Consider the following 17,068-nt stretch of genomic DNA (forward strand, 5'->3'; position numbering starts at 1 on the left):
CGGCAACGGCCCCGCACCACCCACGGGTGGTGCGGGGCCGCATGCTCGGCCGAAGCGCTGTCAGTCCTCGTGGAGGAACAGCTTGTCGAACTCGACGCTCACGACCGACCAGTCCCACGTCGACAGCGACAGCTTCGCCGCACCGGCCGTGGCCTCGCGCCAGCGCTCCTCGGAGCCGGTCCACTCGAGGATCCGCTCGGCCGCCTCCGTGGGCGTCGTGACGATCCAGTCGGCCGGGTACAGCGTCCGGGCGCCGTTCTCCTTGCCCGCGAAGAAGGGCCAGTCGCGGACCACCGGGAGCGCCCCGCTGACCGCGCCCTCGACCAGGGCGCAGTGGAAGCTCTCCCGGACCGAGCTGCTGAGGATGACACCGATCCCGGTGAGCGCGCCCGGCACGTCCTCGGTGCGCCCGTACAGCTCGACCGCGCCCTCGGCCTCCAGCTCCTCGAGGTCCTCGCGCAGGAGGTCGTCGTAGCGGCGGGCGGCGGCGCTGGCCTTGGGGTCGAGGCCGTCGCCGACGATGACCATCCGGTAGCGGCTGTCGTGCCTGCGCAGCTCACGCAGGACGTCGAGCGCCCAGCGGGGGTCCTTGGCGACGGCGCTGACGCCCACGAGGCCGAGCGTGAACCGGGCGTCCGCCTCGGCCTTCGGGAGCTGGTAGCGCTCCAGGTCCATCGCGTTGGCGATGACGTGCAGCTCCGGACCGCCGGGCTCACCCAGGTCGGGGAGTATGTCGACGGCCAGGTCACGCAGGTGGTCACCGACGAACACCAGGTCGTCGATGCGGGAGCGGTCGACGAGGTGCGGCCAGAAGGTCCACGCCTCGTAGCTGTGCAGCCGTACGACGATCCGGGTCGTGCCCGGGTCGACCAGCGTGAACAGCGCCGCGGCGTTGGTGGCCCAGTCGACGAAGACGGTGTCGGCCCAGTCCAGGTGGGGCCGCAGCGCGTCCTCGACCTTGTTGCCGAAGCCGCGCTGGCCGCCGAGCAGGTACTCCATCATCCGCTGGCCGCCCTTGGCGAGCGGGCGCAGCTCGTCGTCCGCCTTGAGGTCGAGGAAGCGGATCTCGACGCCGGGGTGATCGGCGTACCGATCCATGATCGGCTTCAGGAAGTTCGCGTTGGAGTACGTGGTGACAAGCAGCCGCAGCGGACGGTCGGCGGGCAGCCCGGCCGCGGCGGGCAGCTCGCGGCCGCGCGGCGCCGATAGCGCGGCGAAGGCCTTGCTGGCGCGGAACGGCGCCATGTAGCCGTCGGTGTCGGAGCTGAGCGGCGACGACAGGTCGTCGAAGTGCAGGGCCCGGTGGAAGGCCAGCGTGAGCGCCGACGACAGGGCGTGCGCGGCCTGCTTGGCGTCGTGGTTCGCGAAGCGCTGGTCGGCCAGGGCGAGCAGGGCCTTGATGGCCTGGGCGCGGGCCTTCGGGTCGTCGTGGCCGCGGGCGATGTCCTTGCGGGCGGCCTCGGCGAGCAGCTCCGCCCTGAGCGCGCCGTCGGCGATCCGGGCGGCGGCGGAGTTCAGCACGATCGAGGCGCCGGCCTTGCGGCCGCCCTTGGACATGCTGTGGCTGACCCGGTGCGCCAGCTCGGCACGGGGGGTGTCGGGGACGCGGGGGGCGGACACGATGGCCCGCCAGGCCTTCGCGCCGACCGAGGTGCGCAGCACGCGCGGCGATGTCGCCTTCCGGTACACGCCGTTGGCGCCGCGGCGGGCCGTGCGCGTGACGGTGCGGGCCGCCACGACGGGCGAGGGAAGGCTGCGGTAGACGCCCCTCAGCGCGTAGTGCCCGGGGCGCTCGCGGCGGTCGGCGACCGCCTTGAGGGCCGGGACGATACCGAAGACCGCGTCGGCGCGGCGGTTGCGCTGGGACAGCCGCCAGACCGTGTAGACCGCGGGCTGGTCGAGCGCGACGAGCACGTCCGCCCTGCGGGCCCGGGAGCGCACCCAGCGGTCCCGCTGGACGAACTTCCAGGTGCGGCTGAGCGCGGAGCCCTTCTCGGTGCCCTTGAGGAACTTCTCGCCGTGCGCCGCGCCGGCCTCGGGCAGCGAGTGCAGGCCCGCGAGGTCGAGGCCGTCGGCGTCGATGTCCGCGATGTCGAACAGCCCGGCAAGCCGGACGGTGGCGCCGGCTTCGCGGAACTTGTCCAGGGATGCCTTCAGGACCGCGGGCTGTGGCACGGTGCCCGCGATCAGGAGAACGTCGATCATGCGGGGAGGCCCTCCACGTCATTGGTCCGCACGGAGGGGGACGCCTGTCCGGATGTCACCAGTTCCGTCAGCTTGCGGACTGCAGGGCCCATCTGGGCCGCTCGTGCGTACTGAGCGGCGTGCGCCTTCGCCGCGGCCCGCTCCTCGTCCGTCGCCTCGAACGCGATGCGCGCGGCGGTGGAGTAGAGGTCGGCGAGCTTCTCGGGGTCGAAGCCGCAGGCGCCGGTCCACAGGGGGTGCCCGGTCATCACGGTCGTGGCGTCGTGCTCGACCTTGTGCGCGGACATCACGGGCAGGCCGGTGGCCATGTACTCGTACACCTTGCCCGAGGTCATGTACTTGCCACCCATGATCATCAGGAGGAGTACGTCCCAGGAGGCGAAGATCTCCGGCACCTCGGCCTTGGGGGCGGGGCCGCCGAAGGAGACGGCGTCGCCGGCGGACTGCCGGATGAGCTCCATGTGGGCGTTGGCCTCGCGGTGCGCGCCGGAGCCGATCTGGCCGCGGATCTCCAGGCTGGAGCGGGCCACGAGCGGGTCCCGCTCGCGGGCGATGCGCCAGCCGTCGAGCACGGACCTGAGGATCCTGGGCGGCGAGGTCACCACGCCGAGGTGGCCGAAGACCAGGCCCTTCTCCGGATCCGGGGTGCGGGTCGCGGCGGGGACGCTGGCCTCGTCGTACCCGTTGCGCACGACGTGGATCTTGTCGGCGAGGTCGGGGTAGCGCTCCCGGTACCAGTCGGCGATCGGGTCGTTGACCAGCCAGTGCGACACGGCGTGAGTGAGGACCTTGCGCTCCCACTTGCCGGACACCGAGTCGTGGGTGAAGGCCTCGCCGCCGTCGATGACGTCGACGGACCAGCCGTCGCGGAAGTCGATGGCGTACGGCACGCGCGCGGTCTCCCACAGCTTCAGCGCGGCGGCCATGTTCACGTACGGCACGCAGGTGGCGAGCACCAGGTCGGCCTTCTTCTCCCGGTGCAGCCGCTGGACGGCCTTCTCCAGGTCGTGGCGCCAGCCGCCGTAGATCGGCTCCGGGAAGGCCCTCATGCCCGCCTGGCGGTAGTCCTGCACCCACTTGCCGGGGTTCAGCGCACGGGACTCGGGGAACTTCCGGAGGTCCGTCTCGAGGTCCTCGCGCACGAGCGGCAGCTCGACGACGCGGACGCGCGGGTCGACGCGCTCGGAGAGGGTGTGGTCGAGACCGAAGTCACGCTCCCAGGACTCCTGCTGGATGGTCACCACGGTGACGTCCCAGCCCTGGGCGATGAACTGGTTGGCCGTCTCGGTCATCCGGTAGGCGCAGCTTTTCGCGGCCGGCGGGAAGCCGATCGCAAGGTAGATCACATGCCTGCGTCCGCCGTCGCTCCGACGGACCTCTGTGCGCTGGGTAGCAGGGGTGGGAGACACCCCAGAACGCTAGCATGACGCAACCCTCAGCCCGGCTTTGGCCAGGGCCGCGGCGGCCCTGTCGGCTTCGCCCGGACACGGCTGTGGGCGCCCCCGGAGAGCCGGGGACGCCCACAGGTGTGAGGTGTTTCTCAGCCGCCGATGACGACGCGGCGGACGCCCTCCCAGCGGGCCGGGTCGGTGGTGCGGCGGCCGTCCACGAGGACGGTCACGTCCGGCAGGTCGGAGGCGGCCAGCTCGCGGTACTCGGCGTGATCGGCCTGGAGGATCGCGGCGGTGACCTTCTCGCCCTGGTGCGGGGTGAGCCCGTGCGCGGCCAGCTCCTCGGCCGTGTACATCGGGTCCGAGACGAACGCCACAGCGCCGCGCGCCTTCAGCGACTCGACGACCCCGTAGACGCCGGAGAAGGCGGTCTCCTTGACGCCACCGCGGTAGGCGGCGCCCAGCACCAGCACGTTCACGTCCTGCAGGTCGCCGTAGGCGGCGGCCAGCAGGTCGACGGCGTACTCCGGCATGGCGGCGTTGGCCTCGCGGGCCGAGCGCACGACGGTCGCCTCCGGGTCGTTCCACAGGTACATCCGCGGGTAGATCGGGATGCAGTGGCCGCCGACGGCGATGCCGGGCTGGTGGATGTGGCTGTACGGCTGCGAGTTGCAGGCCTCGATGACCTTCTTGACGTCGATGCCGTTCTTGTCGGCGAAGCGCGCGAACTGGTTCGCCAGGCCGATGTTGACATCGCGGTACGTGGTCTCGGCGAGCTTGGCGAGCTCGGAGGCCTCGGCGGTGCCCAGGTCCCACACGCCGTTGGGCTCCGGCAGGTCGGTGCGCTCGTCGAAGTCGAGGACCTGCTCGTAGAACTCCACACCGCGCTGCGTCGAGGCCTCGTCGATGCCGCCGACGAGCTTCGGGTAGCGGCGCAGGTCGGCGAAGACACGGCCGGTGAGGACGCGCTCCGGTGAGAAGACCAGGTGGAAGTCCTCACCGGCGGTCAGGCCGGAGCCCTGCTCCAGCATCGGCGCCCAGCGGGTGCGGGTGGTGCCGACCGGCAGGGTCGTCTCGTAGGAGACGAGGGTGCCGGGCTTGAGGCCCTTGGCGATGGCCTGGGTGGCGGCGTCCATCCAGCCGAAGTCCGGGGTGCCCTCGGCGTCCACGAACAGCGGGACGACGACCACAACGGCCTCGGACTGCGCGACTGCCGTGGCGGTGTCGGTGGTGGCGGACAGCAGCCCCGCGTCGACGGCCTGCTTCAGCTTGACGTCCAGGTCGTGCTCGCCGGGGAAGGGCTCGGTGCCGGCGTTGACCAGCTCGACGACCTTCTCGTTGACGTCGGCGCCGATGACCTTGTGGCCCTTGGCGGCGAACTGCACGGCGAGCGGAAGCCCGATCTTGCCGAGCGCGACTACACAGATATTCATCGGGTCAGTTTCCTCTTCACACGGGACATCAAGTGGCGCAGCCGGCCGCCCTCGCCGGACGAGGACTCCCAGAGCGGAGCGGTGGTGATCACCAGCCGTCCCTTGGCGTTCGCGTTGGCGGAGACACGGTACGGGACCGCCTCGCGCCAGCGCCGTGCCAGGGGCAGCGGCAGGCCCAGGGTCTTCACCGGGACCTCGTACGTCGAGCCTGCCACGTCCAGATAGGCGCGGACGCCGAGCTTGGCCCGCACGGGCTGGACCGGGATCCGGGCACTGAGCACCGTCCCCGTGCCGTCGGCGGTCGCGGTACGGCTCAACTCCCCTGCCGGGGAGGGGAGTTCGGTGCCGACGGGCAGCCGGCGGGCACCCGGCTTGTCGGCGCTCTTCGGCATGGCCTTGGCGGCCAGCCTGATGACGGCGGAGTCCGTCTCCCCGGCGACCGGGACGCGGACCGCGAGGGCCAGCGACAGGTCCTGGCCGGACTGCCGCCACTCGGCGGAGACCAGCCCGGTGCCGTCGGCGAGCTGCTTGGGCACGGACTCGCCGATGACCTCGAAGAGCCGGTCGGGCAGGCCCAGGGCGGGGTCGCGGAAGCCGGGGTAGCGGACATACGCACGACCGTCCTCCAGCAGCATCGGGGGGGCGCCGTGGGCGGCCTCGTCGCTGATGGCACGGTCGAGCTCGCCGACGGCGCCGCGCTGGGCCAGCGCGATCCGTACCCGCCGCTTGACGTCCATCGAGTCGCGCAGCGGCTCGGTGAAGTACTCGTCGGCCAGGGCCGCGATCCCGGCGCAGACCTCGACCTGGGTCTGCCGGTCGAGGGCCGGGAAGTCGTCCTGGACCAGCTTGGCGAGCTCCCAGGTGAAGTGGCGCTTGAACACCGCGTCACGCTGCGGGCCCGCCTCGATGAGACCGGCCGTGAACTTCATGATCTCGACGGTGCAGCGCAGCCGTGCCAGATGGTTGGCGCGGTACGTGATGTTGCTCGCGTCGCCGCGCTTCACCGCGTAGTAGTACGTGTAGTCGGCGAGGACCGAGATCTTCTTCGCCCGGACGCACGCCTCGATGGTGAACGGCTGGTCGCTGCCGACCGGCAGGTCCTCGGGAAAGCGCAGCTTGTGCCGCTCCACGAGCTCTCGCCGGAACAGCTTCGTGTTGGCCAGCGTGAACGGCAGCGCCGAGTCGTACAGGCTGATGTCCGGGTCGCTCTGCCGGTAGAGCACCTGGTGGACGTAGCGGCCGTTCGTGCCGACCATCTTCCCGACGACGACGTCGGAGCCGTGCTCGTCGGCGCAGGCCACCATCCGCTCCAGCGCTTCCTTGCCGAGGTAGTCGTCGGAGCCGATGAAGTACACGTAACGGCCGGTGGCCAGTTCCAGGGCCCGGTTGCTGGGCGCGGCCGGGCCGCCGGAATTGGCCTGGTGGAGCACCTTCACGGTGCCGGGGTAGCGCTCGGCGAAGCGGTCGAGCTCCCGGCCGCTGTCGTCGGTCGAGCCGTCGTCGACGGCCACGACCTCCAGCCGGTCCACCCCGATGCTCTGCCCCACCAGCGAGTTCAGGCACTCGGTGAGGTACGGCATCGTGTTGTAGACGGCGACGACGACGGTGACGTCAGGGGTTCTGGTCATCCCCCGCCCCCTGCAGAAGTCTCGTGTAGACGCCGTCGAGAACCTTGGCCTGGGCCTCCCAGGTCCAGCCTTCGAGCAGGCCTTCCTTCTCGTACGCCTTGGTGTACTTCTTCGGGTCGGCGAGCACGGCCTCGACCGCGCGGACGTAGTCGTCGGTGTCCTGTGCGGTGAACACCTCGCCCTGGCCGGTCTCGCGGGTGACCTCCGCCATCGTCTTCACATCGCTCACCACGAGGGGCAGGCCCGCGTGCGAGTACTCGAAGAACTTGGTGATCAGCGCGATCTCGTGGTTCGGCCAGTGGTGGATCGGGATGACGCCGACATCGGCGCCCGACAGGAACGGCACGACCTGCCAGTGCGGCACGTACGGCACGGCGTGGACACGGTCGCCCACACCGAGCTCTTCGGCGCGCTTCAGCAGTCCGCGGACGTACGCGGCCTGCGGGTCCCCGCAGACGAACACCGCGTGGGCGTCCGGGATCTGCGGCAGGCCCTCGACCATGATGCCGAGGCCGCGCTGGGCGGCGGCCAGGCCGCTGTAGACGAGAAGCGGGACGTCGGGGCCGATGCCGCACAGCTCACGGATGTCCGGCACCGGCTCGTCGATGACCTTCTGGGTGGCCTCGGCGTCCGGCGCGTTGAGGACGACGGCCGGGCGCTCGGCCAGTCCGTGCGTCTTCTGCAGCAGGTCGGCGAGTCCGCCGGAGACGGTCATGACCGCATCCGCGTACTTGGCGTGCTCACGCTCGTACCCCACCATCGCGGGGAGCTTGCGCTGGTTCGCCCAGGAGCGCACGCCGGGCAGGAACTCGTGGGCGTCCCAGACCAGCTTGGTCTTCCGGCCCGCGGCGCGGGCGCGCAGCGTGGCGCGGGCGCCGACGCCGAGCATCCGGAAGTCGTTGGCGTGGATCAGATCGGGCTTCAGCGCGTCGATCACGGGGCCGAAGTTCAGCTCGAAGTCCCACACGCCCGGGTCGAGACGCCGCCAGGCACGGTCGCCCATGGTGGCGAGCCAGAACCGGGTGGTGAGCTTGTCGAGCGGCGCGGAGCGGGTCCGCCTGATCTTCGCGAGCCTCTTGGTCTCGCGGCCGCGCAGCGTCACCCACTTGGAGGTGGCCCTCGAGGCGGCCTTGGGGACGGTCAGCCAGCCCTTGCTGAGCGTGGCGCCGAGCCCGGCGCTGCCCGTCGCCTTCAGCTCGTCGGTGCGGACCCGCAGATCCGCGCGCCAGGCCTTGACCTGCTGCACCCGGAAGGCGTGGATCCGGTCCGAGGAGTACGCGAGCGGCCGCCGCAGCGGCGCGCCCCGCAGATCCTTCGGCTTGACGGACAGCTTGGCGTTCATCCGGATCAACCGGACCTCGGCGTCACCGAGCTTCCAGGTGTCCTCGCCCTTGCCCGAGTACTTGCCGAGCAGGATCACGTCCCAGCCGACCGCGGCGGCGGACGCCGCGGCCTTCTGGACCCGAGAGTCACCGTGGACGCTGTTGTCGACGAGCATCACGATCCGGCCGCGGGTACCGCGGCCGGGCCATGCGGTGTGGTCGGCGGTCATGAGCTCGCGCGGTCCCCGCTCTCGAGCTTCACCGTGAGGCCGGTGTTGGCGGAGTCGATGACGGCCGCGGCGACCTCTACGGTGCGCAGGCCCTGGCGCAGCGTGCAGATGTCCTGCGACCTGCCGAGGACGGCGTCGCGGAACAGCTCGTGCTCGACGAGGAGCGGCTCGCGCTTCGGGATGGCGTACCGGATCATGTCGCCCTCGGCGACACCGCGGAACGCGCTCAGCGCCTCCCACTCGGTGGTCACGGCCGCGTTCGAGTAGAACGTCAGGTCGGCGGTGAGGGTGTCGGCGATGAAGCAGCCGCGCTCGCCGGTGACGGAGGTGAAGCGCTCCTTGAGCGGGCTCAGCCAGTTGACGAGGTGGCTGACCATCGTGCCGTCGCTGAGCTTGCCGACGGCGGAGACCATGTCCTCGTGCGGGCGGCCGGACTTGGAGACCGTGTGCGCCGCGATCGAGGTGTACTCGCGGCCGGTGACCCAGGCCGTGAGGTCGATGTCGTGGGTGGCGAGGTCCTTGACCACGCCGACATCGGCGATGCGGTGCGGGAAGGGGCCCTGACGGCGGGTGACGACCTGGTAGACGTCGCCGAGCTCGCCCGACTCCAGCCGGGAGCGCAGGGAGCGCAGCGCCGGGTTGCAGCGCTCGATGTGGCCGACACCGGCCACCAGGCCGCGCGACTCGAAGGCCTCGACGAGGCGGCGGGCGCCGTCGACGGTGTCCGCGACGGGCTTCTCGACGAGCGCGCAGACCCCGGCCTCGGCCAGCTTCAGTCCGACTTCCTCGTGCAGACCGGTGGGGGTGGCCACGACGGCGTAGTCGATGCCGAGGGCGATCAGCTCCTCGACGGTGGACAGCACGGGGGCGCCCTGCGCCCAGCCGTTCTTGTCGCCCATCGGGTCGACGACGGCGACCAGCTCGACACCGTCGAGACCGGCCAGGACGCGCGCGTGGTGGCGTCCCATGGAGCCGAGGCCGATCAGCCCGGCTCGCAGTGCAGCGGCAGTCACAGATTCTCTCCCAGCGCGTTCACAGCGGTGACGATGCGCTCAAGGTCGTTCTCGGACAGCGAGGGGTGGACGGGGAGCGAGACGACCTCGGCAGCCGCACGCTCGGTCTCGGGCAGGTCCCAGTTGCGGCCGGCCTTCTGGTCCGGCACCCAGTACGGCTTCAGCCGGTGGATCGGGGTCGGGTAGTAGACGGCGTTGCCGACGCCCGCCTCGGTGAGCCCGGCCATGACGGCGTCGCGGTCACCGCGGACCCGGACCGTGTACTGGTGGTAGATGTGGCGGGCACCCTCGGCGACGACCGGCGTCACGATGTTCGGCGTCGTGATGTTCTCCGAGAGGTACGCGGCGTTCGCGATGCGCTGCTCGGTCCAGCCGCCCAGCTTCGACAGCTGGACACGGCCGACGGCGGCGGCGACGTCCGTCATGCGCATGTTGGCGCCGACGATCTCGTTCGCGTACCGCTGCTCCATGCCCTGGTTGCGCAGCAGGCGGAGGGTGCGGGCGATCTCGGCGTCGGCCGTCGAGATCATGCCGCCCTCGAGGCTGTGCATGTTCTTGGTCGGGTAGAAGCTGAACGTGCCGCCGGAGCCGAAGGCGCCGACCGGGGTGCCGTTGAGCGCGGCCGCGTGCGCCTGGCAGGCGTCCTCGACGACGGCGAGCTTGTGCTTGTCGGCGATGGCCATGATCTTGTCCATCGCGGCCGGGTGGCCGTACAGGTGCACCGGCATGATCGCGGCGGTGCGCGGGGTGATGGCGGCCTCGACGGCGGCCGGGTCGAGGCAGTACGTGTCCGCCTCGATGTCGGCGAAGACGACGTCGGCGCCGACCAGGCGGACGGCGTTGCCCGAGGCGGCGAACGAGAACGACGGGACGATCACCTCGTCACCCGGTCCGATGCCCAAAGCCATCAGAAGGAGGTGCAGCGCGGAGGTACCGGAGTTGACCGCCACGCAGTGACGGCCCTCCACGAGCTCCGAGAAGCCCTCCTCGAAAGCGGCCACCTCAGGGCCCTGTACGACCCGGCCGCTGCGCAGTACGCGCACGGCGGCTTCGATCTCTTCTTCACCGATGACCGGGCGGGCAGCGGGGATGGGCTGCTCGTTGCTGCTCGGCATTGGACGTCCTCCTTGAACACCGCAAGAGCTCTATGTGGCAGAGGTCAGGGGCTGCGGGGCGTCCTGTGGGCCGCGCGTACCCCTCCGGCGCGAAGGCCGACGCCCTACCGAGGAATTGCTGGGACCGGTCTGTCCCTTTAACCGGGCCGGTCACCGACCGTAGTCTCCGGGCGGGGCCCCGACCCGGCAGCGACCGCCGTCACATTATCAGGAATTTCCTAGTCAATTTCTGGTGCGTTAACGGGCCAGGCATCGATTGCGCCACAAACGCCGCGTCCCGTCCCTCAATCATGAGGGACGGGACGCGAACGTTCAGACACCGGCCACCGATTGTTCAGCTCTCCACGGCCGGGGGCGCGGCCGCCGTCACGGACGGCAGCGTCTGCTGCTCCGCGGCGGCGGTCTTCTTGGCGGCCGCCTTGGTGGCCTTCTTGGCGGTCGTCTTCTTCGCCGCGGTCTTCTTGGCCGCCGTCTTCTTGGTGGCGGCCTTCTTCGCCGTGGCCTTCTTGGCGGTCGTGCGGGTCGCCTTCTTGACCGGCACCTCCGCGACGTCCTCCGCGGCCTCCGGCTCCGACGCCTGCGGCGCCGTGGCGACCACGACGACCGCGGCCTCGTCCGTGCCGGACGGCGAACCGGCCGGAGCGGTGACCTTGCGGGTCACCCGCCGACGGGCCCGCGGCGGAGCGGCGACGGCCGCCTCGGCCTCGGCCGACGGGGCCTCGGCCGCGGGGGCCACGGGCTCGGGCGCCGGCACCTCGGCGACGACCGCCGGCACCTCGGCCACGATCTCGACGGGAGCCTCGGTCCCCTTCGGCGAGCCGGCCGGGGCCGTCACCTTGCGGGTGGCACGGCGGCGGGTACGGCCTGTGGGGGCCGGCTCCTCCTCGACCGGGCGGACGGGCTCGGCGGCGGGGGCCTCGATGGCCTCCTGCACCGGCTCGGGCTGCGCCGGCGCGGCCTGCTTCGGCGCGCCCGCCGGAGCGGTCGCCTTGCGGGTCGCCCTGCGGCGGCCACGGCCCCGGGTCGCTGCGGCCTCGGCCTCGGCGGCGCTGCCGTACAGCTCCTCGTCCGGGGCGAAGGCGGGCTCGGGCAGCGCGACCGGCGCCGCGGCCTCCGCCGCGACCTCGGCCTCGGTCTCGATCTCGGCCTCGATCTCCTCGTCGGCGGGCGGAGCCTCGCCACCCGGCGCCTCGAGAACGACCTCGTGCTCGTGGACGTGCTCGGCGCCGCCGCGGCCGCGCTTCCTCGCACGCTTGCCGCCGCCCCCGCCACCGACGGTGGTCGGCTGCTCCATGTGCACGATCACGCCACGGCCGTTGCAGTGGACGCAGGTCTCCGAGAACGACTCCAGCAGCCCCTGGCCGACCCGCTTACGGGTCATCTGGACCAGACCCAGCGAGGTGACCTCGGCGACCTGGTGCTTCGTACGGTCCCGGCCCAGGCACTCCAGCAGTCGCCGCAGCACCAGGTCCCGGTTGGACTCCAGCACCATGTCGATGAAGTCGATGACGACGATGCCGCCCAGGTCGCGCAGCCGCAGCTGGCGCACGATCTCCTCGGCCGCCTCCAGGTTGTTCCTGGTGACGGTCTCCTCGAGGTTGCCGCCCTGACCGGTGAACTTGCCGGTGTTGACGTCGACGACGATCATCGCCTCGGTCTTGTCGATCACCAGCGAACCGCCGGACGGCAGCCAGACCTTGCGGTCCAGCGCCTTCATCAGCTGCTCGTCGATCCGGTACGTCGCGAAGACGTCGACCTCGGAGGTCCAGCGGTTCAGCCGGTCCGCCAGGTCGGGCGCGACGTGTGAGACGTAGCCGTGGATGGTGTCCCACGCCTCGTCACCGCTGACGATGACCTTCGAGAAGTCCTCGTTGAAGATGTCGCGGACGACACGGACAGTCATGTCCGGCTCGCCGTAGAGGAGGGTCGGGGCGTTGCCGTTCTTCGCCTTCTTCTGGATCTCCTCCCACTGCGCCTGCAGCCGCTCGACGTCGCGGCTCAGCTCGTCCTCGCTGGCGCCCTCCGCGGCGGTGCGGACGATGACGCCCGCGTCCTCGGGGACGATCTTCTTGAGGATGGTCTTCAGCCGGGCGCGCTCGGTGTCGGGCAGCTTGCGGCTGATGCCGGTCATCGAGCCCTCGGGCACGTAGACCAGGTAGCGGCCGGGCAGGGAGACCTGGCTGGTGAGCCGGGCGCCCTTGTGACCGATCGGGTCCTTGGTGACCTGGACGAGGACGGACTGGCCGGACTTGAGCGCGGACTCGATACGGCGCGGGCCGTTGGCGAGCCCGAGCGCCTCGAAGTTGACCTCACCCGCGTACAGGACGGCGTTGCGGCCCTTGCCGATGTCGACGAAGGCGGCCTCCATGGACGGCAGGACGTTCTGCACCTTGCCCAGGTAGACGTTGCCGACGTACGAGCTCGACTGCTCCTTGTTGACGTAGTGCTCGACGAGCACGTTGTCCTCGAGGACGCCGATCTGGGTGCGGTCGCCGTTCTGGCGGACGACCATCACGCGCTCGACGGCCTCGCGGCGCGCGAGGAACTCCGCCTCGGTGATGATCGGGACGCGGCGGCGGCCCTGCTCGCGGCCCTCGCGGCGGCGCTGCTTCTTCGCCTCGAGACGGGTCGAGCCCTTGATGGACTGCACCTCGTCGGACGGCTCGGCCTTGGGGCGGGGCTCACGGATCTTGACGACCGTGCGCTCCGGCTCGTCGGTGCCCGGCTCGACCTCGGCCGGCTCACCGCTGCGACGACGCCGGCGACGGCGACGACGGCTGCTGCTGGTGCCGGCGGCGGACGGCGTGAGGCCCTCGTCCTCGTCCTCGTCCTCGGTCTCCTCCTCCGTCTCCTCCTCGCCCTGCTCGGCCTCGTCGGCGGCCTCGGGACCCTCTGCCTCCACGGCCTCGCCACGGCGACGGCGACGGCCACCGCGGCGGCGGCGGCGCGAAGGCCGGTCCTCGTACTCGTCGGCCTCCTCGGTCTCCTCAGCCTCGGCTTCTTCGGCTTCGGCCTCCGGCTCCTCGACGGCCTCGGCCTCCGGCTCCTCGACGGCCTCGGTCTCGGGCTCCTCGACGGCCTCGGTCTCGGGCTCCTCGGCGACCTCGGCGACCTCGACGGACTCGCCACGGCGGCGACGGCGACGGCGCGAGGCGGTCTCGGCGACCGGGGCGGGCTCGACGGCCTCTTCCTCCTCGGCCACCTCGGCGGCCTCGGCGGCGGCCGCGGCAGCGGCGGTCTCCGGCGTCTGGAACATCGGCTCGGTGAACACCGGCGCCTGGAACACGGCCACGGCGGGCCGCGCGGCACGGCGCCCGCGCGCGGGCTCCTCGGCCTTCTCCGGCTGGGGGGTGGCGGTGAACTTCGGCGCGGCGGCGCGGCGCTGCGTACGGCCACGCGAAGCGGCTCGCTCGGCCGCCTCGACCTCGGCCTCGTCGGCGGCGATCTGCGCGACGGTGTCCGCGGGCAGGCCCTCGCCTCCGGCCGCGGCCTCGTCCTCCTGGACGGCCGTGCCGACCCGGCGGGTGGCACGGCGACGCGTGCGGCCGCTCGGAACCTCCTCGGCCTCCTCGGTCTCCGCAGTCTTCACGGCCTCTACGGCCTCGGGGGCAGCTTCCGCCGCCTCCGGCGCACCGGCCGGGGCGGTCGCCCGGCGGCGGGTGCGGCGCGCGGGCGCCTTCGCGGCGCCCTCGGTCTCCGCGGCGTTCTCGCTCACGGCACCTTCCTCAATGTCTTCGACGGCGCCGGCGGCCACGGCCGCCTCCACCGGTGCGGGCGAGCCCGCGGGGGCGGCCGTCCTGCGCGTGGCCCGACGGCGCGTACGCGGCTCGGGCGCCTCGGCGGCGGGCTCGGCGGCGGCAGGCGCCGCAGTGGGCTCGGCAACGATCTCGGTGGCGGCAGGCGCGGTCACCTCGCGCGTCGCACGGCGCCGCGTACGCGGCGCGGTCGCCTCAGCGGCGGGCTCGGCAGCTGCCTCCGCGACAGGTTCCGATGGGGCAGTGGGCTCGACGAAGGCCTCGGCAGCCGCAGGCGCGTCGGCCGGAGCGGTCGCCTTACGGGTCGCGCGGCGACGCGTGCGGGCAGGCGCCGGGGCGGTCTCCCCGTCAGCGGCGGCCTCTGATGCGGCGGCGGCGGCCTCGGGGGCGTCCGCCGCAGCGGCGGTCTCGGCAACGGCCTCGCCGGTGGCGGGCGCACCCGCGGGCGCGGTCGCCTTGCGCGTGGCCCGACGGCGCGTACGCGGCTCCGCCGCCTCGGCGGCGGGCGCCTCCGCGGACGGTGCAGGTATGGGTGACGAGACGGACGCGGTCACATCCGTCACCGTCTGCACCGCCGCTGCCGTCGGCGGACCCGCCGGGCGGGACGCGGCACGGCGACGGCGGCGCGGGGGCAGCGTGTCGCTGGGTGTGGAGTTCTCGTTGTCCTGGATGTTGTCGTCCCCGGTCACGCCGGGGTCGTTCGGCTCGAGCATGCGGGCGGTTCTCCCGTCACGCTCCCGGGCGCCGCGTCTGGTTCCGGTCCGGCGGCACGTCCACGCGATGAGCGCGAAAGCCGCTGTCCGGGGCGCGGGCGCCGCACGGGAGCTGTATGTCTGGCTCGCCGGTTCCGTACGCGATGTACGCACGGCCTGGCGAAAGTCTCCTGGTCTGCGCGCTGCCCGACCCAGGTGGCTCCCGAGTACGAGGGCGGCGCTACGACGACTGCCCTTGCGCGGGACCGCCACCTTCCGGCGCCGTCGTTGGAACCCCAGCGGAGCTAGGGGGAGGCGAGTCCGGCGGCCATGGGTGGGGCGGCCGTGACTGCCTCGCGATCGGGCGCGAGCGGGTCGGTCACCGTGCCGGACTCCTCGTCGAAGAGCCCCTGCGCCAGCCTGGTCACCGCTGCGGGGACCGGCGGCGCCAGGTCGGCCACAGCTCGGAGACCGGACAGGACGTCGTCGGGTCGCACGGCAGGTGTCACGTGCCGCACAACCAGCCGCAGTATCGCACAGGGCCCCTCTCCGGGCCTATCAGGCTGTGGAGAGTCCGCCTGCAGCCCGGCCACGGCAACGCGTGCATCGAAGGTCCGCATGCCGTTCTTCGTCCGGCGCTGGACCTCCACGGTCTCGGCCGCGAGGAAGGCATCGACGGCCTTCTGCGCGTCCTCGACCGTGACGCCGTCGAGCCGCAACTCCCACACGGACGCGGTCAGCCGGTCCGCCAGACCCGACGTACGCGCCTCGACCGCGTCCGTGATGTCGAGCCCGTCCGGCAGCGACTCGTCGAGCAGGACCCGCAGCCTCTCGGGGTCCCTGGCCTCGGTGAGCGCGATCTCCAGGTACTCGGCCTCGGAGCCCGTGCCGGTGGGCGCGGCGTTCGCGTACGACACCTTCGGGTGCGGAGTGAAGCCCGCCGAGTACGCCATCGGCACCTCGGCGCGGCGCAGCGCACGCTCGAAGGCGCGCTGGAAGTCGCGGTGGCTCGTGAACCGGAGGCGGCCGCGCTTGGTGTAGCGCAGTCGGATGCGCTGCACCGCGGGTGCGGGCGGCGGGCCTTCGGGCTGTCGCTTGCCCAGTGGTTCTTCTCCTCGGTGCGGGGCGGGCGCCTTCGTGCGCCGCCCTGTGTGGCCTGCGGTTCCCCCGGAGGACGTCCCGCCCGGCTCACGCCCGCTTGTGCAGGGAGATCCCGGGTCCGGGCGCCACACCGGGGACAGTCGGTATGTGTTGCGTCTCCTCCAGGTTACGCGCCCGGGCCGATGCCGGTTCCACGGCCCGCGGCTCGCGCGGCCCGCCGACGAGCGCGCGCCAGGCGTCCCGGCGCGCCTGCCGCACGGTCTCCCGGGCCGAGGCGAGCGCCCCTCGCACAGCCCGTCCGGCCTCGACGGACGCCTGCCTGACCGGGGCCCAGACCTGGTCGCGGAGGAAATGTCCCACCGGGGTGCAGACGGTGCGGTAGAACCAGCTCGCCGGTCGCCCGAGCAGATTCCACGCCAGCCACTTCAGTGCACGCCCGACGGCCCGCGACACGTAGCCGGCGACACGCCAGGCGACCACGAACGCGTCGCCGATCTCCCGCCCGACGACGGCGAGGGCGCGGCCGACGGGCGTCAGGATCCGGCGGTACACGAAGACGGCGGGCGCGACGACCAGCGCGCGGATCAGCCAGACGACGGCGGCCCACAGGCCGCGGCCGGCCGGGGCGAGGACGTGCGCGCACAGCCAGATCACGCCGTGGCCCAGCGGGGTCAGCACCCACTGGTACAGCGCGGTCCACGGCCGGACGAGGACCGCCCACAGGAGCCACCCGACGCCGTGGCCGAGCGGAGTGAGCAGACGGGCGTACACCCAGGCCAGTCCATGACCGACCGGAGTCAGGACGGCCCGGTACAGCCAGGCCAGCGGAGCCACGACGCCGTGGGCGACGACCGGCACGATCACGTACCGCCACAGTCCCAGCCACGGCCAGTAGAAGGCGGCCCTGGCCAGCCACCACACCCCCATGGCGAGCGCTGCGGCGATCCAGGCGGTCCCGCGGCCCAGCGGGACGAGCGCCGTCTCGTACAGCCATTCCAGCGCGCGGCCGGCCGGACGCAGCAGCACCCGGTGCAGCGCCCGGCCGCACACGACGAGAGCGTCCCAGACCATGCGTACGGGCACGACGACGAGCAGGACCACGATCCGTACGGGGATCCTGATGGCCGCCGTCAGACAGCCCTCGGGCGAAGGTGACGGCTCCCGCTTCTCCAGGTCCATGATC

Annotated in this window: 10 protein-coding genes; all 10 read right to left on the reverse strand. The window is 72.3% G+C overall.

Annotated features, from left to right (window positions below; translation table 11 throughout):
• Positions 1 to 60 precede the first annotated feature (60 nt).
• Entirely contained in the window at positions 61 to 2,205 is a 2,145-nt protein-coding gene (locus tag ABT078_RS14820) for a glycosyltransferase (RefSeq protein ID WP_351227548.1), read from the reverse strand.
• Complete coding sequence (locus ABT078_RS14825; RefSeq protein ID WP_351227710.1) at positions 2,202 to 3,497, reverse strand: glycosyltransferase; 1,296 nt, start codon at positions 3,495 to 3,497, stop codon at positions 2,202 to 2,204. Before ABT078_RS14825 ends, ABT078_RS14820 begins: the two co-directional genes overlap by 4 nt.
• 248 nt (positions 3,498 to 3,745) lie before the next feature.
• Positions 3,746 to 5,029 carry a nucleotide sugar dehydrogenase gene (locus ABT078_RS14830; protein ID WP_351227550.1) on the reverse strand — a complete coding sequence of 428 codons (1,284 nt, stop codon included), beginning with the start codon at positions 5,027 to 5,029 and terminating at the stop codon, positions 3,746 to 3,748.
• Positions 5,026 to 6,657, reverse strand: a complete 1,632-nt coding sequence (locus ABT078_RS14835; RefSeq protein ID WP_351227552.1) for a glycosyltransferase family 2 protein — start codon at positions 6,655 to 6,657, stop codon at positions 5,026 to 5,028. The genes ABT078_RS14830 and ABT078_RS14835 overlap by 4 nt, the downstream gene beginning before the upstream one ends.
• On the reverse strand, positions 6,641 to 8,209 hold the full coding sequence (locus ABT078_RS14840; protein ID WP_351227554.1) for a glycosyltransferase family 4 protein: 1,569 nt from the start codon (positions 8,207 to 8,209) through the stop codon (positions 6,641 to 6,643). Before ABT078_RS14840 ends, ABT078_RS14835 begins: the two co-directional genes overlap by 17 nt.
• Entirely contained in the window at positions 8,206 to 9,222 is a 1,017-nt protein-coding gene (locus tag ABT078_RS14845) for a Gfo/Idh/MocA family protein (protein WP_351227556.1), read from the reverse strand. Before ABT078_RS14845 ends, ABT078_RS14840 begins: the two co-directional genes overlap by 4 nt.
• Positions 9,219 to 10,337, reverse strand: a complete 1,119-nt coding sequence (locus tag ABT078_RS14850; RefSeq protein ID WP_351227558.1) for a DegT/DnrJ/EryC1/StrS family aminotransferase — start codon at positions 10,335 to 10,337, stop codon at positions 9,219 to 9,221. Before ABT078_RS14850 ends, ABT078_RS14845 begins: the two co-directional genes overlap by 4 nt.
• Positions 10,338 to 10,671: 334 nt before the next feature.
• Entirely contained in the window at positions 10,672 to 14,805 is a 4,134-nt protein-coding gene (locus ABT078_RS14855; RefSeq protein WP_351227560.1) for an Rne/Rng family ribonuclease, read from the reverse strand.
• A gap of 284 nt (positions 14,806 to 15,089) precedes the next feature.
• Complete coding sequence (locus tag ABT078_RS14860) at positions 15,090 to 15,845, reverse strand: TIGR03936 family radical SAM-associated protein (protein WP_351227562.1); 756 nt, start codon at positions 15,843 to 15,845, stop codon at positions 15,090 to 15,092.
• A gap of 127 nt (positions 15,846 to 15,972) precedes the next feature.
• On the reverse strand, positions 15,973 to 17,064 hold the full coding sequence (locus ABT078_RS14865) for a hypothetical protein (RefSeq protein WP_351227564.1): 1,092 nt from the start codon (positions 17,062 to 17,064) through the stop codon (positions 15,973 to 15,975).
• Positions 17,065 to 17,068: the final 4 nt, after the last annotated feature.

Origin of the sequence: Streptomyces sp. NPDC002133, assembly GCF_040296405.1 — a bacterium.
Classification (GTDB): Bacteria; Actinomycetota; Actinomycetes; order Streptomycetales; family Streptomycetaceae; genus Streptomyces.